This is a genomic window from Aestuariivirga sp. (assembly GCF_041738905.1).
Lineage (GTDB): Bacteria > Pseudomonadota > Alphaproteobacteria > Rhizobiales > Aestuariivirgaceae > Aestuariivirga.
Map to the genome: position 1 here is coordinate 1 of NZ_JBGSOZ010000182.1, position 20,693 is coordinate 20,693.

General features: G+C 62.8%; 11 protein-coding genes and 1 tRNA gene. 2 read left to right on the forward strand and 10 right to left on the reverse strand.

The window, feature by feature from the left end:
* Positions 1 to 136: 136 nt before the first annotated feature.
* From trxA to ahcY, 7 genes are all read right to left on the reverse strand, one after another.
* Positions 137 to 457: a thioredoxin gene (gene trxA / locus ACEW8Q_RS16920; RefSeq protein ID WP_373505228.1), complete on the reverse strand. Its 321-nt coding sequence runs from the start codon at positions 455 to 457 to the stop codon at positions 137 to 139.
* Positions 458 to 531: 74 nt separating this feature from the next.
* Complete coding sequence (gene addA, locus ACEW8Q_RS16925) at positions 532 to 3,879, reverse strand: double-strand break repair helicase AddA (protein ID WP_373505229.1); 3,348 nt, start codon at positions 3,877 to 3,879, stop codon at positions 532 to 534.
* Positions 3,876 to 6,881, reverse strand: coding sequence for a double-strand break repair protein AddB (gene addB / locus ACEW8Q_RS16930; protein ID WP_373505230.1), 3,006 nt, complete (start codon positions 6,879 to 6,881; stop codon positions 3,876 to 3,878). The genes addA and addB overlap by 4 nt, the downstream gene beginning before the upstream one ends.
* A 3-nt stretch (positions 6,882 to 6,884) precedes the next feature.
* The gene (locus tag ACEW8Q_RS16935; protein ID WP_373505231.1) at positions 6,885 to 7,574 is read right to left on the reverse strand and encodes a nucleotidyltransferase family protein; all 690 of its coding nucleotides are present in this window, start codon (positions 7,572 to 7,574) and stop codon (positions 6,885 to 6,887) included.
* 20 nt (positions 7,575 to 7,594) lie between these two features.
* On the reverse strand, positions 7,595 to 9,106 hold the full coding sequence (tsaE, locus tag ACEW8Q_RS16940) for a tRNA (adenosine(37)-N6)-threonylcarbamoyltransferase complex ATPase subunit type 1 TsaE (protein WP_373505232.1): 1,512 nt from the start codon (positions 9,104 to 9,106) through the stop codon (positions 7,595 to 7,597).
* A gap of 2 nt (positions 9,107 to 9,108) precedes the next feature.
* Positions 9,109 to 11,496, reverse strand: coding sequence for an ATP-binding protein (locus ACEW8Q_RS16945; protein ID WP_373505233.1), 2,388 nt, complete (start codon positions 11,494 to 11,496; stop codon positions 9,109 to 9,111).
* Positions 11,497 to 11,692: 196 nt separating this feature from the next.
* On the reverse strand, positions 11,693 to 13,102 hold the full coding sequence (gene ahcY / locus ACEW8Q_RS16950; RefSeq protein ID WP_373505234.1) for an adenosylhomocysteinase: 1,410 nt from the start codon (positions 13,100 to 13,102) through the stop codon (positions 11,693 to 11,695).
* Positions 13,103 to 13,246: 144 nt separating this feature from the next.
* On the opposite strand from ahcY, the gene ACEW8Q_RS16955 reads away from it, so the two are divergent.
* The gene (locus ACEW8Q_RS16955) at positions 13,247 to 14,695 is read left to right on the forward strand and encodes a YdiU family protein (protein WP_373505235.1); all 1,449 of its coding nucleotides are present in this window, start codon (positions 13,247 to 13,249) and stop codon (positions 14,693 to 14,695) included.
* Between the two features lie 29 nt (positions 14,696 to 14,724).
* On the opposite strand, the gene polA is transcribed toward ACEW8Q_RS16955, so the two are convergent.
* Both polA and ACEW8Q_RS16965 read right to left on the reverse strand, forming a co-directional pair.
* Complete coding sequence (gene polA, locus ACEW8Q_RS16960) at positions 14,725 to 17,652, reverse strand: DNA polymerase I (RefSeq protein ID WP_373505265.1); 2,928 nt, start codon at positions 17,650 to 17,652, stop codon at positions 14,725 to 14,727.
* A gap of 62 nt (positions 17,653 to 17,714) precedes the next feature.
* A complete protein-coding gene (locus tag ACEW8Q_RS16965; protein WP_373505236.1) occupies positions 17,715 to 18,764 on the reverse strand; it encodes a zinc-dependent alcohol dehydrogenase family protein in 1,050 nt (349 codons plus the stop codon).
* Between the two features lie 84 nt (positions 18,765 to 18,848).
* On the opposite strand from ACEW8Q_RS16965, the gene ACEW8Q_RS16970 reads away from it, so the two are divergent.
* Positions 18,849 to 18,925: transfer RNA gene (locus tag ACEW8Q_RS16970), tRNA-Arg, on the forward strand.
* A gap of 104 nt (positions 18,926 to 19,029) precedes the next feature.
* On the opposite strand, the gene ACEW8Q_RS16975 is transcribed toward ACEW8Q_RS16970, so the two are convergent.
* On the reverse strand, positions 19,030 to 20,679 hold the full coding sequence (locus ACEW8Q_RS16975) for a type I restriction enzyme endonuclease domain-containing protein (protein WP_373505237.1): 1,650 nt from the start codon (positions 20,677 to 20,679) through the stop codon (positions 19,030 to 19,032).
* Between the last annotated feature and the right edge of the window lie 14 nt (positions 20,680 to 20,693).

Below are 20,693 nucleotides of genomic sequence, written 5' to 3' on the forward strand. Positions count from 1 at the left end.
CCAGCGGAAAACATGGCGAAATTCGCGACATCTGGGACTTGCTCAGCAGAAACAGCTTGCTCATGAAGGCCTCCTCTATCGGAAGCCTTGAATCAAAACTGCAACTGATCCGCAACCAGTTTAATAGGTCCTGAGCCTAGATCGACTGCTCGATCCAGGCCTGAAGCTGGTTCTTGGGCAGAGCCCCTACCTTGGTCGCGGCAACCTGCCCACCCTTGAACACCATGAGCGTGGGGATGCCACGCACGCCATAACGCGAGGGAACGCCCGGGTTCTCATCGATATTGACCTTCACGATCTTGGCCTTGGGACCGAGGCTGGCGGCGATCTCTTCCAAGGCCGGGCCGATCATCTTGCAGGGGCCACACCATTCCGCCCAGAAATCGACGACGACGGGTGTGTCGGACTGGAGAACGTCCTTTTCGAAGGATGCATCGGACGCCTTGTGGGTGGACATGGGAGTAACCTCGTGGGGTGTGGCGGGATTCGCCGTTGCGTATGGCTGGAAGGTAGGGGTCCCCTCCATCCGGGTCAAGGGCGGGGCTGTTGCAGGCCTGACATGCGGTCCAGGAGTTCATCGGGAATCGCCATCAGCAGCGGTGTCTCCGTCCACACTAGGCAGACGCGCAGCGCCTCTCCGGGGTGAATGAGACGGAGCGCATTCCGATAAGTCGCCATCTGCGACAAGTACTCCGGGTTGCAAGCCTCAGGTGTGGCTGGCACCGAACGGTCGGTCTTGTAGTCGGCGATCAGGATTCCCGAGGCAGTGCGCACGAGACGGTCGATGCGGCGGCGTTCCGGTCGCCCGGCCGCCCCTTGCGTGATGAGCGGAACCTCAGAGCTGCCCTCGCCCGACAAGAGTTCAACGAACATGGGGTTCCCGATGAGCGCTATCAGTTCGTCCGAGAGTGCGGGAGCGAAACCTGCGTGCTTTACAACAGCGGCGATGTGAGTAGCGCGCTCGGCATCACCCAGCTCGGGGAGTTGCTGCAGGATGCGATGAATAAGAATGCCGCGCGCCACCTGCCCAAACCGCGCCGGCCGGACAGGCATCAGCGGGACGGCGAGTGCCGGCGAGGGTTCGACGTCACGCGCGATCCAGTCCGGAACGGATTGCTTGGCAACCACCTGGCTTGCAGCAGCTTCGCTTGCGACGACGGGAGGGACCCCGAGCCGCCAGCCAATGTCCTCGCCCAGCGACTCCATCTTCGGCGTCAGCGCCGCCTTGATCGTCTCATACCAGCAGTTGTCGGAGGGTTTGTTCTTTCCCTCATAGCCGCAGACGTAGAGTTCATCGCGGGCCCGCGTCATGGCCACATAGAGGAGGCGCTGGTACTCGGCCGCCTCCACATCCTTCTGCAGGGCCTTGAGCGCCTTGACCGCTTTGGAAGCACCAAGTTTTGGCACGGGCCACAGAGGCACCCTGGCGTGAACGTCCCCGCCATCGAGCATGAGGAGCGGGCTGGAACGGCTCTGCGTGGGAGCGGCCGCCGTATCCGGAAGGATCACGATGGGCGCTTCGAGACCCTTGGCGCCGTGCACCGTCATGACGCGGACCTCGTCGGCGCCCTGCTCCATGTTGCGCTTGATTTCGATCTCGCCCGCGGCGAACCAGTTGGCGAAGCCAGCGAGCGAGGTGCCGCTTGCCTCTTCGTAGTCGAGGGCGCGGTCGAGAAGTGCATCGATGGCGTCATTGGCCTCGCTGCCCAGACGCGACACGAAGCGAAGCCGTGACTTTGCCAGAACGCCAGACAGGAATTCGAAGGGCCGTGCCGATGGAGCTTCCGCGATGAGCGGCCGCAGGATTTCCGCAGCCGCAGCGAAGGGCGGGCCATCCTGCTTCTGCAGGCTCTCCCACAGTGACAGCGCATTCCGTTTCGCCGCAATCGCGATCAATTCGTCTTCGGTCAGGGGACGGGGGAAGACCGGGCTTTTCAGGATGCAGGCCAGCGCATGGTCGTCTTCCGGCATCACGGCAAATTGTGCGAGCGCCATCAGGTCGAGTACCGCGATGTTCTCACTGAGCTTGAGGCGGTCGGCACCGGCAACCGGCACCTGTTCGTTCCACAAGGCACGGATCATGGCATCGAAGAAGCTGTTGCGGCGGCGGACGAGAATGAGAATGTCTCCGGGCGTGACGGCGCGCCCCAGCGAGATGAGTTGGCGTCGGCCGATCCAGCCCTTGATGGTTTGCGCCAATTTCTTCGCCAACCTACGGCGTGGGGAATGGGCGGGCTCGCGGTCAACGGGGGCCTGCCATGGGTCACGATCATCGGTATCCTCGGGCGCAATCAGCGGCCAGATCTCGACCGTGCCCTTCGCGGAGCGGCGATTCGATTCGTGGTGCCAGTCGCGCGCCGTCTCGCCGTCAAGGCCCAGACGCGCCTGTGAGTCGGGTGCGAAGACATCGTCGACGGCCTGCAGAATTTCAGGCGCCGAGCGGAAGGAGACGGTGAAATCGACTGGCCGGAACTCCTGACCCGCAGCCTTCACCTGCGCCTTCACATCGACAAGCACGCGCTCGAACACATTGGGATCGGCGCCCTGGAAGGAATAGATCGACTGCTTGCGGTCACCCACCACGAATAGCGTGCGGGGCTTGCGGCCGTGCCGGCCCTCGCCGGAGAAGAACTCTTCCGTCAGTGAACGGACGATCTGCCACTGCATCGGGCTCGTGTCCTGGGCCTCGTCGACGAGAAGATGCTCGATGCCGCCGTCAAGCTTGTAGAGCACCCAGGCGGCATCGGGCTTCTCGCTGAGAAGCTCGCCGGTCTTGATGATGAGATCGTCGAAGTCGTAGCTTCCCTGCCGGCGCTTCATCTGCTCGAAGGTCTCGACGATGGCGCTGCCCAACCGGAGGACCGACAGCGTGGCGGAGAGGCATTCAAGATCGCCCATCCGGCCCATGGCATCAGCGAGGCGGGACTGCTCTTCGCCGATGAAGTCGCCAAGCCAGCCATGACGATCGAGCGTGGACTTGTTCGCCACCGCCTTCCGCGGCTCGCCTTGCTTGGTAAGCAGAATGGATTGCAGCGCGAGAAGGCTCACGTTGCCGGCGGCACAGATCGCCCGGATCTCGGCACCGCGATCTTTCTCAGTCTTCGATCCGGTTTCGAGTGCAGATGCGACGTCGAGATAGCGTTCGACGTCGCAGGTGAGGCCGGCCGTGAGAGAGTCTTTCGTCTCGCCCTGGACCAGCGACATGTGAATCCTCAGGAGAGCCTCGGCGCGTACGAGGCCACTCTCCTCCTGCAACACGCCCCGGAGATTGGCGCGCTTGGCCAGCAACTGGGTCAAGAGGCTGTCAAAGCCATCCGGGCTCACGCGGTTGGCAATGTCCAGCAGGGCAGCACCGATTTCCGTCGCGCCTTCGGTCTTCGCCATTGCGAGAACCGAATTGCGCGCCGTCTGCAACAAGTTCAGCGACTGGCGGTCATCGAGCATGGTGAAATGCGGAACGATGCCAGCCTCGACTGGGAAGAGCTGCAGCACGCGTTCGCAAAACGCATGGATGGTCTGGATCTTGAGGCCGCCCGGTGTTTCGAGTGCGCGGGTAAAGAGCTGGCGGGCGCGCTCGAGCAGCATCGCATCGGCATTGGCTGAACCAAGACTAGCAAGGCGGGCAGAAAGCTCTTCATCGCTGAGCGCAATCCACTTGCTCAAGCGCTCGAAAAGCCGGTTCGCCATTTCAGCCGCTGCTGCCTTGGTAAAGGTGAGGCACATGATGCGCGATGGCTCGGTGCCCCCAAGCATGAGCCTGATTACACGGTCGACCAGCACATGGGTCTTGCCGGAGCCCGCATTGGCATTGACCCAGACGGTGGCCGCGGGATCGGATGCCGCGAGCTGGTCAAGACTGGCCTGGAGATTGACGGTCAAGACACATCCCCCGACAGCGTCCACTCGCGGAAGCGCGAAAGATGATCGTAGTCGCCCTGGTCTTCGTCCTTCTCCATCAGGGCGCGCGGGTAATAGGGTTGTTTCGGCGAGGCATAGGCCGTGAGCATGCGCTTCAAGCCGTCGAGATGGCGATGCGCGGTTTCCATGACGGGAACGTCGAGGGGCTTCAGCTCTCCGGCCGGATCGCCGCCCGTGAGATGGATGTAGGCGATGCGGCTGGTGGCGCGTTTGCCGATATGCTCGAAACCGCCCTGCTCCAGTATGGCAGCCTGCAAGGTGAGCTGTGGTGAGAGGCCCGCCTCGACCTGTGGCTTGGTCGGCGGCGAACCCGTCTTGTAGTCCGCAATGCGGGCCGTGCCGTCGGCCAGAAGGTCGACACGGTCAGCGCGGCAGGTGAGGCGAAAGGCTTCCGCCATGCCGATGATGTCGAGCGACATCTCGCCTCCGGTTTCCGCCACGATTCTGTCGACGCCTTCGCGCAACTCCGGCTCCTGCTCGGCAATCCACATGGCGATACGCCGGAAGCGCGGCCACCAGAAACTCACAAGGCCCGGATAGTCGGCAATCTGCTCGAAATGACGGCGGCCGTAATCCTCCAGCCGCTGGATTGCATCGGGAGGCAGGTCCTTCGGAAAGGCCGTCAGGAAGTCACCGATGGCGCCATGAAAGATGAGGCCGCGGCGGGCCGGATCGGGCGCTGCCGAAATCGGGTTCACCGGTTCCAGCCTCAGGATATGGCGCGCGTAGATGGCATAGGGATCGCGCACCAGGGTCTCGATGCGGGTGACGCTGAGTTTGGTGGGGCGGAGTGCCACCGGCGGGCGCGGCTTCGGCATGGCGACGGGTGCCACCGCCACGGGCTCGGAAAGCTTTCGCGCCAGTCCCGGCCACGGCGAGGCCCCGCCTGCAAGGTCTTTACGCTGTGCGGTTTCAAGGATCATCTGCAGGCGGTGAATCCAGCGCGACGGCGTTCCGGGCGAGTCCCCGATGCGGCGCGACCACAGGAGCTTCACGTCGGAATTGCCGAAGGCCTGCGCGAAATCGTGCGCGGTCTGGCCAATCTGCGATTCGGGCTGCTTCATGCCGAGCGTGTCTCGCATGGGGCGATTGATCCAGGGGCCGCAGTCAGCGGCACCGGGCCATGTGCCCTCGTTCAATCCAGCCAGCACCGTTACGTCGGCGCGGATGAGGCGTGCTTCGAGAAGGCCCAGAATGGTGAGCGGAGTTTCGTCACGCTGCTGCGGCCGCACGGGAAGGCCGTGCAGCCAGTGACGGATGATGGAGGCGGCGCGGGCCACGTCGCAGGACCGGAGGAAGCGCGACTCCTCGCGCAGGAGCTCGAAGGCCTCCCGCAGCACGTCACCACCCTCGCCCAGCCAGAGGGCCTCGCCAGCGATATTTCCGCAAGCTTCAGCGAGTCGGTCCAAATGGTCGCGAAGGCCCTGCGGTGGGTTGTTGAGCAGCGGCGCCAGGACGTCCGCAATCCGCACGCAAGAAGCGATGGTCTGTTCCCACTGCTCCTGCGTTAAATCGCGGATCAGCAGATGAAGCGAGTTGCGATCCTCGCTTGCGAGGCGAAGCGCGTGCGACAGCTTGCCGATTTCAGGTGCACCGGTTCCGGTGCGCAGCAGTGCGAGTTCAATGACGCTCGCATGATGCCGCGCCTCTTTCGCCGTCAAGCCGAATGTTGCGAGGTCGTGGCGCAGGAGGGCGGCCAGTGTTTCGGCGGAGAAATCCTGCAGCAGGCATTCGAGCAGGAGATTGAGAAGCGAGGCGCCACCGAAGCGGACCAGCGGTTCGCCAGCGGAATCATTGATCGTCACGTTCCAGCGCTTGAGCTCCACCTTCACGCGGCGCGCGAGCTGGCGGTCGGGTGTCACGAGGCAACCGGTGCGGCAGGGCGTTTCGAGGCACTGGCGCAAAATCAAGGCAGCGGCTGTGGCCTGTTCGGGAATGCTCCGCGTCTCGACGAGCTCCACGCCCTGCATGGCCTCGGCCACGCGGTGCTCCTGGCCCTTGAGGGCCGCATGCCAGAGGTGCGAGGTTTCGGCGGGGCGCATCAGTTCGCTCACCAGCCAATTGCGGGGGCCGGGCTGTGCCTCGCCGAGTTCGCTCACATCCTGCCGCTGCGTGTTGAGCCTCATCAGGAGCTGCTTCAGCGCATGCTGCGGATGGGTGGGGCCAAGCGCGAGCCAGCTTGGCTCATCCATCACCTGGTCGAGGCCGGGGAGCACCACGGCGCCGTTGGGAAGGGCCGCGATGGATTTCAGCAGTTCGCACGTCGCGGGTATCGATCCGGTAGAGCCTGCTGCAATGAAGGGAAGGCTGGTGCGGGTGTTGGAAAGCCGTGCCGCCTCATGCCTCAGAACCTTCGAGCGACGAGCCTGCGGGCCGATGGCATTCTCACCTGCCAGCCGCTGCGGATAGCTTTCCCGGGCGATGGCTAGGAAGTCGAGGATGGCCTCTCGGTGGTGGGCGGACTCGATACCGTAGAGCTCCGGTATCCTCGCCACCTCGATGTCCTCGGTCTCGATCGCGTCGAGGAATTCGCCGAGCGACTGGGCCAGCCCTGTGGCCTGCTGCGGCGCCTGGGCGATTTCCTGTGCCAGACGGGCTTCAGGATGAGCCTTTGCCCAGTCATCAATGAGGTCCATGAGAAGCAGGAGCTGGCCCGGCTGCGAGACCGGCGTGCCGAGTTCAACGCCTGCTTGGTCAGGCGCCAACAGGTCCTCGTCAATGTCGCCGATGGGCCTGATGCGCGGCAGGAGCACGCCGCTGCCGCCGGTGAGCCGGAAGAAAATGTCCTCAAGCTCGCGCACGGCGCGGCGGGTGGGAAGCAGGATGGTCCAGCGCGCGAGATCGAGGCTGCCGGGAGCGCTACCGTCGGCGCGGGGGAAACCCTTCAGGACAGCGCGGGCAAGAACCTCGAGAAAGGGCTTGTCTGGCGCGATGGTGAAGACGCGCGGCGGCTGTCCACTCATCGCTCATCCCTTCAGCGCGGCTTCGGCCAGAGGGATGGCCTCTGGCGTTCCGACATGAAGCCAGCGGCCGAGATGCGAGAGGCCGAAAAGGCGTCCCTTCGCGATGGCGCGATCCCACAGGAGGTTCATCGAGAACTTGCCCATGGGGGCATCGTGGAAGAGGCGGGGCGAAACGAGATAGCCGCCGATATAGGCCAATGGCTCTCCGGCGGAAGCCGACTTCCGTGCGAGGCGGCCATCGGCGCCGCGCACGAAATCGCCCGTTCCATCATAGCCGACCGTCTGGCCGAGGGGGCAGAGCAACAGGAGACAATCCATCGTTTCATCGTCCCACGCCGCGCGCAGCCGATCAAGCGCGGGTTCACCGCGCTCGATCCAGAAGCTGTCGCTGTTGATGACGAAGAAGGGATCAGGGCCCAGATTCGGAAGGGCCAGGGCTACGCCGCCGCCGGTATCGAGGATTTCAGCGCGCTCGTCGGAAATGATGATCTGCGGACTTGTCTGGCGGTGAGCCCAGTCCTCGATCTGCTCCGCCAGATAATGCACGTTGACGACAGCGGTATCGACTCGCGCCTCACGAAGCCGGTCGAAGCCGTAGTCGATGAGGGAGCGGCCCGCGACCTCCACCAGAGGCTTGGGGCAAGTGAGCGTCAATGGCCTCATGCGCTGGCCATAGCCTGCGGCAAGAACCATGGCCGTTCTGCCGACGCGGCTCATTGGCTGCGCTCGCGCACGGTAGCGGGCATGTGGCGGTCGAACCAGGCTTTCAGTTTGGCAAGACGCGGATGGGCAAGATCCCGTTCGAGATAGCGCGACACGCGCGGAATGTGACGGAGGTAGCCGTGCTTGCCATCGCGCTTCGAAAGCCGCGCAAAGATGCCGAGAATCTTGGTGGCGCGCTGGGCTCCCAGAATGGCGTAGGCGAGATCGAACTCGGCGCGGTCGAATGCACCGACCCTGCCGCGCAGGGCGCAATAGTGCTCATAAAGTGTCTCTGCAACATCGAAGCCGATGTCGACGCGCGCATCCTGCAGCATGGAAGCAACGTCGTATGCGGGGTGGCCCATGAGCGCGTCCTGCGTGTCGATGATCCCGACGCGCCGGAGGCCTTCGCGTTCCGGCATCCACAAGAGGTTCGGCGAATGATAGTCGCGCAGCGCCCAGACGCGCTTGCCGCCCTGCGTAAGGGGAAGCAGGTCGCACCAGAGCGACTCGAACTCGGCGCGCGCGGAATCCGGAATATCGGTGCCTGTGATATAGGGCCAGAACCACGATGCGAGCAGATCGGCCTCGATCAACTGCGCTTCGATATCATAAGGCGGGACATGGTAGGTGCCGCCCTTGATGACAACATCCGCAGGCCAGTCGCGTGCCGCCATGCCGGCCAGAACGGCAATCGCTTCGGCCATTGGTTCGCGCATGTCCTCGCCTGCTTGCATCATGCGGCCATAGACGTTGCGGCCGAAGTCTTCCATTACCGCGAAGCCCTGCTCCAGATCGAAGACTTCTGCCCGCGGCGCGCTGTAGCCCCTTTCGACGAGGACACCATTCACGGCAATGACGGCGCGGATATCCTCGGCGAGGTGGGCAATGGCGCTGTAGGGCTTGCCGTTCTTCACGGGCGGTCCATCGGGCCGCGCCGGCATGTCCATCAGGATCGACTGCTCGTGATCCAGATGCAACGTCTCATAGCGGCGAAACGAGGCATCGCCCTCGAGAAAGCGCCGCTCAGCCTTGCCCCAACGCGTCGGCTCCAGAAAACCCCTGATGGCGGCGTTCCGGTCAAGCGCCTGTATCCATGCGCCGCCAGCGGTGAATTTCGCCTCCCGGCTCCTTCCGGAACCTGAAAGTTCGACAAGGAGCCTGTCAGCCAGCGGCCAGTCCAGTATCTTTTCCGGCCATTCGACGGCCAGAACATGGGTCTTCAGGAGATCGTCGAAGCCAAGCTCATCGAGCTCGCGCACTGAAGAGATGCGATAGAGATCGGCATGGGCCACCGGCACGCGCGTCTCGTCATAGGTCTGGACCAGCGTGAAGGTGGGGCTTGGTACATCGAAGTCCTTGTTCTGCGCAAGCGACCGGATGAAGGCGCGGGCGAAGGTGGACTTGCCCGCGCCGAGATCGCCCTTCAGCAGCAACGCCATGCCGGGGCGCGCGAAGAGCGAGAGCTCGGCGGCGAACGCTTCGGACGCTTCGGGCGAATCGAACAGATGGTTAAACTGCATGATCAGGCCAGCTTCCGTGCACCGAGGGCCTGCGCGGCACTGCGCTGCGCGGAGCCGGGGCCATCGACAGGGAAGGTACAGAGCACGGTGGTGCCCTGCGAAACCTTGGAGAGCAGCGACACCTGGCCTTCATGCAGCTCGACGAAGCTCTTGACGATGGACAGGCCGAGGCCCGGACCGCGGTGGCCGCCGGGAATGGGACGCGACTGGAATCGTTCGAACGCCTGCTTCTGGAACTCGGGATCGATGCCGCGGCCGGAGTCGGACACCCAGAATTGCAAGCTGTTGCCGGACCGCTTGGCGCCCATGCGGATGGTGCCACCCGGTTCTGAAAAGCCGATGGCGTTGGAAAGAAGATTGGAGAGGATCTGCTCCAGCCTCTTGGCATCGGCGACGAGCGAGGTGACGTCGGATCCCACCTCGACATTGAGCGTCAGGTCGCGGTTGTCGATCGAGGGGGCCAGTTTCTCGGCAACGGCCTCGAGCAGGCTGGTGACGTCGATGCGCTCGAGCCTCAGCTCCATGGCGCCGGCGTCGATGGCGGTGAGGTCGATGATCGCATCGATGATGGTCTTGAGATCAGCCGAAGAACGGCGGATATCGCGTACATAGTCCTGCTGCTTCGGCGTGAGCGGACCGGCGATGCCCATCTGAAGGCCTTCCGCGAAACCGAGAACGGAGGTGAGGGGCGTCCGGATCTCGTAGGACACATTCGACAGGAACATGTTCTTGAGACGGTCGGCGGCTTCCAGCGCGTCAGCGCGGTCACGCAGCGCACGCTCCATGCGCGCCGAATCGGAGACGTCGGCAAAGGTGAGCAGCGTATTGCCGTCGGGCAGCGGAACTGCAGTGAACTGCAGGATATGGTCGGCCGCGTTGATCTTGCCGGTGATGGGCTTCCGCTCGACGTCGAGCCGGGTGACGCCATACTTCACCTCGTCCCAGGCGGCGGAATCGGTGACGACGCGGCGGCCATGCCTGGTCAGGTCCTCGATATGCGGCTCGGTTTCGAGGAAGGCCGGATCGAGGCTCCAGAACCGCGCGAAGGCGGGATTGAAAAGCTTGAGGCGGCCATCGGAGCCGAGAAGGGCAATGCCTTCCTCGAGATTGTCGAGGGTTTCGCGCTGGACGCCGATCAACTCGTTGTAGCGGCTTTCGAGCTGGATCTCCTTCGTGGCGTTCTCGTAGAGATAGGTGACGCCGCCGAAGGGATGCTGCTCGCACACCACATGGAGCGAACGGTTGTCAGGAAGATACCACCAGCTCTCGCGCAGTTCGAGTGTCGTATAGGCAGAGAGCTGCTTGGTTTTCCATTCGCGGTAGTTCGCCTGTTCCGGGATGCAGCGTTGCGAGCGCAGGCGGTCGAGGATTTCCCCATCGGTCGGGTGCGTATCGAGCCACTTCGAATCGAGTGGCCAGAGCAGCGCATAGGCCGCATTGTGAAAGCGCAGGCGCTGGTCAGGCCCGAAGATGGCGATGGCCGTGTCGAGCTTGTTCAGCGTTGATGTATGCGCCTTGATATGGCGGTCGAGTTCCTTTTCGGCCTCCTCGAGCGTGGTGATGTCGATGGCGAAGCCGGCTGTTCCTTCCGGCAAGCCGACCTCATGGATATCGAGGGCACGCATCGCACCGCCGATGACCGAATGAATGCGCCCGACACATCCGGTCTTCGGGTCGGCCCGGGTCTTGTCGATGCTGGCGTTGCTGGCGATTTCGATTCCTGCCTTCACCACCACGTCGCCATCAGGTGCTTCAACCGAGGCCACAAAGGCCTGGTTGACCCAGGCAAGCTTGCCATCGGCTCCGCGCAGCCAGACCGGTAGCGGTGCCGCATCGAGCACCGCGCTCAGGCGTTCGACCTGCTTGCCCAGCTTGTGGGCATCATAGGCGAGTGCCGCCATGTTGCGGCGTTCGCCGGCCAGAGGCCGGAAGCGCAGCGTGGCAAGGCCGCCCGCCGTGCGCCCGTCAGCCTCGAGCAATTCATTTGCCAGCGTCCGGATCCCGATGTTGAAGGGCGTGCCGGCGCTCCGCAATTCATGCAGCGCCTCGATGAGCGCCACGGCGGAGTCGCGCTCCAGCCAGTAGCCGAAGTCCAGCAGCATGTCTGGTTCCGAGGGAAGCTGCGCGGCCCCATGCATGGAGCCCACGATCCTGTCGGGCCTGTCATCGCGCCCGGTCCAGATGATCATGACATGGGCTTCGGACGCCATGGCGGTCTCGGCCTCGTTGAGGCGGATTTCGAGATCGGCGATGCGGCGGCGGTTGGAGAGATCGTCCTTGGCCATCTTGCGGACGGAATAGAGCGCCCACGCGAATACCGCGAGGACGGCCAAAACCGCAATGAGGGCAATCGGATCGCCCGCCAGTGTGTTGCCGAAACCGGCGCCCATGTCCTCTCCGGTCCAAGTCCAGGGATGCCGCACGAATCAGCAGTCATCCGCCCCGCGAAAGGTATAGCCAAAGACGGGGTGCGCCGGAATCCTTGTTGGCGGTCCGGCACGAGAACACGGCATAAAAACTGGTCTCCTAAAGCAAAAGGCCCGGTTCCGAGGAACCGGGCCCTGCATATGGTAGGCCGGAGGCGAATCAGTACCGGTAATATTCCGGCTTGAAGGGGCCCTGCGGCGTGACGCCGATATAGGCCGCCTGATCGTCGCGCAGCTTCGTCAGCTTCACGCCCAGCTTTTCGAGGTGGAGGCGGGCAACCTTCTCGTCAAGGTGCTTCGGCAGCACATAGACTTCGTTCTTGTACTTGCCTGTTCCAAACGAGGTGAAGAGCTCGATCTGCGCCAGGGTCTGGTTGGTGAAGGACGCCGACATCACGAAGCTCGGGTGGCCGGTGGCGTTGCCGAGGTTCACCAGACGTCCCTGGCTCAGCAGGATGACGCGGGCTCCGCTCGGCATGTGGACCATGTCCACCTGCGGCTTGATGTTGGTGGTCTTGAAGTTGCGGAGCTCGGCGACCTGGATTTCGTTGTCGAAGTGGCCGATGTTGCAGACGATGGCCATGTCCTTCATCTGCTTCATGTGATCGACGGTGATGACATCCTTGTTGCCCGTCGCGGTGACGAAGATGTCGGCGGTCGCAACCACGTCTTCCATGGTCTGCACGGCGAAACCGTCCATTGCGGCCTGCAGCGCGCAGATCGGATCGACTTCCGTCACGATCACGCGGGCGCCCGAGCCCTTCAGCGAAGCAGCCGAGCCCTTGCCCACGTCGCCATAACCGGCGACGACGGCGACCTTGCCGGCCATCATCACGTCGGTGCCGCGGCGGATCGCGTCGACGAGCGACTCGCGGCAGCCATACTTGTTGTCGAACTTCGACTTCGTCACGCTGTCGTTGACGTTGATCGCCGGGAAGGGAAGCTCGCCCTTCTTCTGGAGTTCATACAGGCGGTGGACGCCGGTGGTGGTCTCTTCGGACACGCCCTTGATGGCGGCCTTCACCGTGTCGAACCAGCCCGGCTGCTCCTTGATGCGCTTCTTGATGGCGGCGAAGAGATATTCCTCTTCTTCGGTCTTCGGGTGCGCAACGAGGGCCGGGTCCTTCTCGGCCTTGGAGCCGAGGAGGATATAAAGGGTCGCGTCGCCACCGTCGTCGAGGATCATGTTGGAGGGCTGGTTGTCCGGCCACTCGAAAATCTTGGCGGTAAAGTCCCAGTATTCCTTCAGCGACTCGCCCTTGAAGGCGAAGACCGGGATGCCGGCGGCGGCAATGGCTGCGGCGGCGTGATCCTGCGTCGAATAGATGTTGCAAGAGGCCCAGCGGACTTCCGCACCGAGAGCGACCAGCGTCTCGATCAGCACGGCGGTCTGGATGGTCATGTGGAGCGAGCCCGAGATGCGTGCGCCACGGAGCGGCTGCAGCGCCTTGTATTCGGCGCGCGTCGCCATGAGGCCCGGCATCTCGACCTCGGCCATGTCGAGTTCCTTGCGTCCCCAATCGGCGAGCTTGATGTCGGCAACGTGGTAGTCGTGGTGGGCACGGGTCATGTTTGTCCTCGGGATATCTGAAATCGGCGGTTGCTATAGCAGGGGCACCGCTGCCTGTCCATAACGACATAAAGAAATCTTTATATTTAAGATGAAGGCAGGCTTTTCCGGGAACTTCTGGCAGGACCCGACTATATTGGGGACATGACAGCCACAACAGCCTCCTCCGCCCCCCGCCCGATCCCTTTCGATAACAGCTATGCCCGGCTGCCCGGCACCATGCATGTTGGTGTGAACCCCACGTTCGTGGAGGCGCCCCGGCTCATCAAGGTGAACAGCGGACTGGCGGATGAACTGGGCATCGACCCCGAGGCGCTCACCGCAGAGGTAGCCGTGGGAAATGCAGTGCCGGAGGGTGCGGCACCCATCGCGCAGGCCTATGCCGGGCACCAGTTCGGCAATTTCGTGCCGCAGTTGGGCGATGGCCGGGCGATCCTACTGGGCGAGGTCGTCGATCGCAACGGCATCCGCCGCGACATCCAGTTGAAGGGCGCGGGGCCCACGCCGTTCTCGCGGCGGGGCGACGGGCGGGCAGCGCTGGGGCCAGTCTTGCGCGAATATCTGATGAGCGAGGCGATGCATGCGCTGGGCATTCCCACGACGCGCGCTCTGATGGCGGCGACGACCGGCGAAAGGGTTTATCGCGAGACCATGTTGCCAGGTGCCGTGCTGACGCGGGTGGCGGCGAGCCACATCCGGGTGGGTACGTTCCAGTTCTTCGCGGCGCGGCGCGACCTCGATTCGCTCAACCTTCTGGTCGACCATGTGATCGCGCGGCACTACCCTGATCTCGCCACCGCTGAAAACAAGGCATTGGCGCTGCTCGATGCGGTGATGGAACGGCAGGCGAAGCTGGTGTCGCGCTGGGTGCAGGTGGGATTCATACATGGCGTGATGAACACCGACAATACGTCGATCTCGGGCGAGACCATCGACTATGGCCCCTGCGCCTTCATGGACGCCTACGACCCCCAGACTGTGTTCAGCTCGATCGATGAATATGGGCGTTATGCCTATGGAAACCAGGCGCCCATCGCTCAGTGGAACCTCGCGCGGCTGGCTGAGACTCTGCTGCCCTTCCTGCACGAGAACCGTGACGAGGCGATCAAGATCGCGACGGAACGGATCGAAGGGTTTCCAGCCATTTACACGCGATACTGGCTCGATGGTTTCAGGAAGAAGATCGGCCTCGTCTCTGAAGAAGACGGCGATCTCGACCTGATCCAGGCCTTGCTCGACGCGATGCAGCTGGCGCGGCTGGATTTCACCATCACATTCCGCAAGCTGGCCAATGGCGAGGAGGCATCCGGGCTGCAGAGCTGGACGCCGAAGTGGCACGACCGCCTGGAGCGCGACCCGCAGCCGCACGAGGAGCGCCACAAGCTGATGCGCTCCGTCAGCCCCGCCTACATCCCGCGCAATCATCTGGTCGAAGAGATGATCCAGGCCGCCATCGAGCGTGGAGACTACCAGCCCTTCGAAAACATGCTCCGTGTGCTGATGATGCCGTATCAGGAGCAGCCGGGCATGGAGCGCTATTCCGAGGCGCCTGTTCCCGGAGAAGCCCTGTACCGCACTTTCTGTGGAACTTGACCTCTCATTCCCGTTGAGCGAATGCCGATCTAATGCGCTGCTTCCCAGTTCTGGGCGGCTCTCGCATCGACCTGCAACGGCACGCTGAGCTGAACGGCGGGCTCGGGTGCCGCGATCATCACGCGCTTCACCACGACCATGGTCTTTTCAGCTTCCGCATCCACGCATTCGAAGATCAGTTCGTCATGCACCTGAAGCAGCATGCGCGCGCCGAGGCCCGCGTTCCTGAGCGCGTCCGGCATGCGGATCATGGCGCGGCGGATGATATCGGCTGCGGCGCCCTGAATCGGCGCGTTGATGGACGCTCGCTCAAGGAAAGCCCGCTCCGAAGCGTTGGGTGACTTGATGCGCGGGAAGTGCATGCGCCGGCCGAAGATCGTCTCGACATAGCCATGCTCACGCGCGGCCTGCTTGGTTGCTTCCATGTAATCGCGGATGCCGGGGAAACGCTTGAAGTAGGTGCGGATGTATTCGCCCGCCTCCTCGCGGCCAATCGAGAGCTGGTTTGCGAGCCCGAAGGCTGAAATCCCATAGATGATGCCGAAGTTGATGGCCTTGGCGCGGCGTCGCACCATCGGGTCCATGCCCACAATGGGCACATTGAACATCTCGGATGCCGTCATCGCGTGAATGTCGAGGCCCTCGGCGAAGGCCTTCTTCAACTGCGGAATGTCGGCCACGTGCGCCACGACGCGGAGTTCGATCTGGCTATAGTCGGCGCTGACCAACTTGAAGCCTTGCGGAGCGATGAACGCCGCGCGGATCTTGCGGCCCTCCTCGGTGCGGACGGGAATGTTCTGCAGGTTGGGCTCGGTGGATGCGAGACGGCCAGTGGACGTTGCCGCCAGAGAGTAAGATGTATGAACGCGCTTCGTCACCGGGTTGATGTAGTTGGGGAGCGCCTCGGTATAGGTCGAGCGCAGCTTTGAGAGCTGGCGCCAGTCCACCACGCGGCGGGCGAGATGCACGCCGTGCGAGGCCAGGTCTTCCAGCGCATCGGAGTCGGTGCTCCATGCGCCAGTCGCCGTCTTTCGTCCGCCGGGCAAGCCCATGCGGCCAAAGAGAATGTCGCCCAGCTGCTTCGGCGAACCGATGTTGAAGCGTTCGCCAGCGAGTTCGTAGACTTCCTTTTCAATCTCGGCCGCAGCCGTGGCGAGATCGTTCGACAATCTCCGCAGCAGCTCCGGGTCGATGAGGATTCCTTCGATCTCCATTCCGGCCAGCACACGGACCAGTGGACGCTCCAGCGTCTCGTAGACGGCGCATTTGCCCATTTCCGCAAGACGAGGCTTCAACAAGAGCCAGAGCCTCAGCGTCACGTCGGCATCTTCGGCGGCATAGTGCGAGGCGTTGGAAATCGGCACGCGGTCGAAGGTGATCATCGACTTGCCGGAACCCGCCACCTCCTTGAACGAAATGCACTTGTGATTGAGATGGCGAAGCGAGAGCTCGTCCATCCCGTGGCCCACGTCGCCCGACTCCAGCACGTAGGACATCAGCATCGTGTCGTCGATCGGACTGACGTCGATGCCGGTGCGGTTCAGCACCTCGATGTCATACTTGAGGTTCTGGCCGATCTTGAGGATGGACGGATCCTCGAGCAGGGGCTTCAGCTTCGCGATGGCATCGGCAAACGGAATCTGGCCTTCGAGAATCTCACCTCCAAACAGCCCGCCGCCCGCCGCCTTGTGCGTGAGCGGTATGTAACACGCCTTGCCGGGTGTTGTGGCCAGCGACACGCCAACGAGATTGGCCTGCATGGAATCGAGAGAGTCGGTTTCAGTATCAACTGCGATGTAACCTTTTTCGTATGCTGACGTGATCCAGCGGTCGAGCGCCTCTGGGTCCGTGACAGTTTCATAATCTGCGTGAACAAACGGAAGCGACAGGAGTCCCGAGACGTCCCTCGCTGTTCCTTCGGCCTGTGCCAGCAAGACAGGTGCATTGCCATTCGAGACCGCTGTTTTCGCTGTGCGCTTCTCAGGCCGTGACGACGCCGCCTGCAGCGCAAGCTCGCCACCCTCGGGCGGCCAGAACTTCACCTCGACAGGAATGGGGTCGATCGCGCCCATGTCGCAATCCAGTTCACCAGCAACCTTTTTCGTGAAGCTCGTGAATTCGAGCGCCTTGAGGAAACCGATGAGCGCGCTTGCCCGCGGCGTGTCCACTGCGAAGCCGCTGACATCGTGGTCAAGCGGCACGCTTTCATCGAGCGTGACGAGCCGTTTCGAGATGCGGGCCTGCTCGGCAAACTCGATCAGGTTCTCGCGGCGCTTCTGCTGCTTGATCTCGGGTGCGCGGGCCAACAGGGTTTCGAGGTCGCCATACTCCGTGATCAGCTGCGCGGCGGTCTTCACGCCGATGCCGGGCACGCCCGGCACATTGTCCACCGAATCGCCAGCGAGCGCCTGGATGTCGATGACCTTCTCAGGCTTGACCCCGAATTTCTCGAAGACCTCTGCTTCCCCGACCTCGCGGTCCTTCATCGTGTCATAGAGCGCCACGCCCGGCCTGATCAGCTGCATCAGGTCCTTGTCGGACGACACGATGCGGCAGGTGGCGCCTGCCTCGACGGCCTGGCGCGCGTAAGTGGCGATCAGGTCGTCGGCCTCGTAGTTTTCCTGCTCGATGGCGGGCACGTTGAAGGCGCGCGTCGCCTGCCGGATCAGGCCGAACTGCGGGCGTAGATCGGCCGGCGGCTCCGGCCTGTGGGCCTTGTACTCCGGGTAGATGGCATTGCGGAAGGTCTTCGAGGAATGGTCGAAGATGACGGCGAGATGCGTGGGCCTGTGGCCGGCATTGGTTTCCTTCAGAAGCTTCCACAGCATGTTGCAGAAACCCTGTACGGCGCCGACGGGCAACCCGTCGGACTTGCGCGTCAAGGGCGGAAGCGCGTGATAGGCGCGGAAAATGTAGCCCGATCCATCGATCAGATAGAGATGGTCGCCGGGCTTCAGGGGGGATGTGGCTGACATGGGCGCCACTATGCCACCGCGGTTACGCCGATGCCAGCCTTCACCTATTCCCTCATGCGGTCTATGACGGTGACGCCAACGCCCGTATAGCCATTCATGGCTTCAAGTGCGGCACCCGCACCGGACAAGGCAATGCGCCTTGTGATCATGCGGGCGGGGTCAAGCCTTCCAGCAGCAATCATGCCGAGCAGCGAAGAAAACCTGCTGGCCGCGATGCCGCGCGTGCCCAGGATGGAGATCTGGCGCGCGTAGACCGTTTCGAGCAGCGGGATCGGCGGCGTGGCGTGTTTTTCAAGCGGCTGGCCGATCTGAACGTGGCGGCCCAATTTCCTCAGCCCACGGATCGAATTGTTAAAGGTTGCGGTGATGCCGAGGCCATCGATCGAGACATGAGCTCCTCCGCCGGTGATCTCGCGAACGGCGAGGGCGGTGTCAGGCGCGGAATTCGGGTTGAGCGTGAGATTGGCGCCCAGCCTCCCGGCCATGGCAAGCGCCTCGTCATTGACGTCGATCGCCAGCACCCGCGCGCCCATGGCCGCGCCGATCATGATGGCGGACAGGCCGACGCCGCCACAGCCATGGACGGCCAGCCATTCGCCAGGCTGAAGCGCGGCGCGGTCCACCAAGCCACGAAAGGCCGTGGTCAGGCGGCAGCCCATGGCTGCGGCCTCGGCGAAGCCCATCTCGTCGGGCAACATCACGAGATTGAAGTCGGCGTGCGGCACGGCGAGCATTTCGGCAAAGGCACCCCAGCCCGAGAAGCCCACCACGAACTGATGATTGCACACGGTCGGCTCGCCGCCCCGGCAGTCGGCACAATCGCCGCAGGCCAGAATGAAGGGAGCCGTGACGCGGTCGCCCATGCGGAACCGGCGGCAATCGGGACCGGCCTCGATGACAGTTCCAGCAAATTCATGGCCCGGCACATGCGGCAGGGCCACGTCAGGGTCGGCCCCGCTCCAGCCGTGATGATCCGACCGGCAGACGCCGCAGGCCTCGACCTTCAGGATCACGCCATCCGGAGGACAGAACGGATCGGGCACGCTTCGGATCTCCAGCGGACCCCGATAGGCTTCGAATATGGCTGCTTTCATGCTGGAACCTCCAAAATCGGCTTGTTAGCGCCGGCCATTGCGGACCGCCATGCCAATCGGGTATATACGACTCGGAACCTAGCTGCACCCGTAGCTCAGCTGGATAGAGTGCTGCCCTCCGAAGGCAGAGGTCACAGGTTCGAATCCTGTCGGGTGCGCCATAACAAACTGAAATCATTGCATGAAATGGAACTGACTATTGGATGCGTGATTGCGCTTCATGTCTGGCAACCAATTGGCAACCGCTAGCGCTCAGAATGCGGCTTCAGTTCAAACCAAATTGTTCGAACACGAATTGATAGGTCCGCTCAACCTTCTCTTCCCATATCTTCCGCTCGTACACGTCCGGCAGTTGATCAAGTTCCTCCCGGATTGCTTCTCGAACCGCCGCCTTGGCATTTTCCTTCAGCCTCCAGTCCAGAATCAGCTTGTCGCGTTTGAGCTTTGACAGCAGCGCACCCGCGATCTTCTTGACTTGAACCTCCTGTGCCTTGGAAAGCACCGGCTCCGGACGCGTGAGAATATCGAAGATTGCCAACTCTTCCTCACTGAGCCCCTCACGCAAATGACGCGCTTCTTCGGCATCGAGCTCGCTGGTGAATGCCTTTAACTCCTGGAAAAGCTCCTCAACACCCATGCTGCCGGTGTTGTATTGATCAATGAGCGCCTGCAACCGTTCCAGAATCTCCACCCGCGTCGGATTTCTTGCAGCAAGGCTCCTGGCCTTCTCCTCAGCCTGGGCCTTCAGCACTTCCGTGGCCGTCTTGCGCGCGCCCTGATCGAAGAGTCGAGCGAGTTTCTCGAAATCGATAGTTGAAAGGTCGAGGAGCCTGTGAAGGTCGTCGCCGGATGGGATCGGCGCCTTTATTGCTGCGCCAGTCACGGCTTCGTCCACAAGCCGCTCGATTTCGGCAATCACCTCGGAAAGGTCGCGGCCCCTCTTGCGGCTCATGCTGCGGATCATCTCGGCGATCACGCGCAGCACGGCGGCATTACCATGATGCACCATCGCCGCCTCGTCCGGCAGGATCGCCTTGAACAAGCGCCAGACGGCGTCTGCAAGGCTCAAGTAGGCCTTGACGTCCTCCTCCTTGCCAAGAAGCGCTTCCCTTGCTGCCACAAGCCGGGCCTGCCGTTCGAAGCCCTTCGCCGCGATAATCACTGCTGGATCGACGCCACGCTCTCCGGTATAGGCGAGCGCCAGCGCCATTGCCGCCGCGAGCTGCCGCACAAGCTCCTGCTTGTCCTTGATCGGTCCGTCGCCATCACTCTTGATCCGGCTCCCATAGATGGCCAGTGCCTCCTTGAGATTGCGGAATACGCCAACATAATCGACGATCAATCCCGCTTTCTTGTCCGGCGCGACCCGGTTTGCCCGTGCAATGGTCTGCATGAGCGTATGGTTGCGCATGGGTTTGTCGAGGTAGACGGTCGAACAGGTCGGCACGTCGAAGCCGGTGATCCACATGGCGCAGACGAAAACCAGCCGGAGCGGGTCATTGTCGGCTTTGAACTTCTCGTCGAGATTTTCCTTCACCAGCCGCTTGCGGTGCGGCTCGATATCAAGGCCCAGCCTGGCCATGGACTGGATCTCATTCTGCGATTGACTGACAACCACAGCCATGTCGGTTGCAGCCAGCCATTCGACCTGCTCTTGCCGTGCGGCGCGTTCGGTCTGGTCCTCGACCTCCGCCAGCCGCGCCCGTTTGCGGGCGATCATCTCCGCCCAGCGGCGTTTCACCTTGTCGAACATGCGCACCGCCGTCACCTTGTCGATGGCGATGAACATGGCCTTGCCGCGATAACCCCGCCGCGAGAAGTGTTTGACGAGATCGTCCGCCACCTTCTCCAGCCGGTCGTCATTGGTGATCAGATGATAGGCATGGGCAACGGCAAGAACCGGAGCTGACGTCATCAAACCTTCACGGG

What these genes read in the sequence shown, in the direction of transcription:
- trxA (WP_373505228.1), bottom strand. Translation starts at nt 457, where the DNA reads ATGTCCACCCACAAGGCGTCCGATGCATCCTTCGAAAAGGACGTTCTC.
- addB (WP_373505230.1), bottom strand. Translation starts at nt 6,881, where the DNA reads ATGAGTGGACAGCCGCCGCGCGTCTTCACCATCGCGCCAGACAAGCCC.
- ACEW8Q_RS16935 (WP_373505231.1), bottom strand. Translation starts at nt 7,574, where the DNA reads ATGGTTCTTGCCGCAGGCTATGGCCAGCGCATGAGGCCATTGACGCTC.
- tsaE (WP_373505232.1), bottom strand. Translation starts at nt 9,106, where the DNA reads ATGCAGTTTAACCATCTGTTCGATTCGCCCGAAGCGTCCGAAGCGTTC.
- ACEW8Q_RS16945 (WP_373505233.1), bottom strand. Translation starts at nt 11,496, where the DNA reads ATGGGCGCCGGTTTCGGCAACACACTGGCGGGCGATCCGATTGCCCTC.
- ahcY (WP_373505234.1), bottom strand. Translation starts at nt 13,102, where the DNA reads ATGACCCGTGCCCACCACGACTACCACGTTGCCGACATCAAGCTCGCC.
- ACEW8Q_RS16955 (WP_373505235.1), top strand. Translation starts at nt 13,247, where the DNA reads ATGACAGCCACAACAGCCTCCTCCGCCCCCCGCCCGATCCCTTTCGAT.
- ACEW8Q_RS16965 (WP_373505236.1), bottom strand. Translation starts at nt 18,764, where the DNA reads ATGAAAGCAGCCATATTCGAAGCCTATCGGGGTCCGCTGGAGATCCGA.
- ACEW8Q_RS16975 (WP_373505237.1), bottom strand. Translation starts at nt 20,679, where the DNA reads ATGACGTCAGCTCCGGTTCTTGCCGTTGCCCATGCCTATCATCTGATC.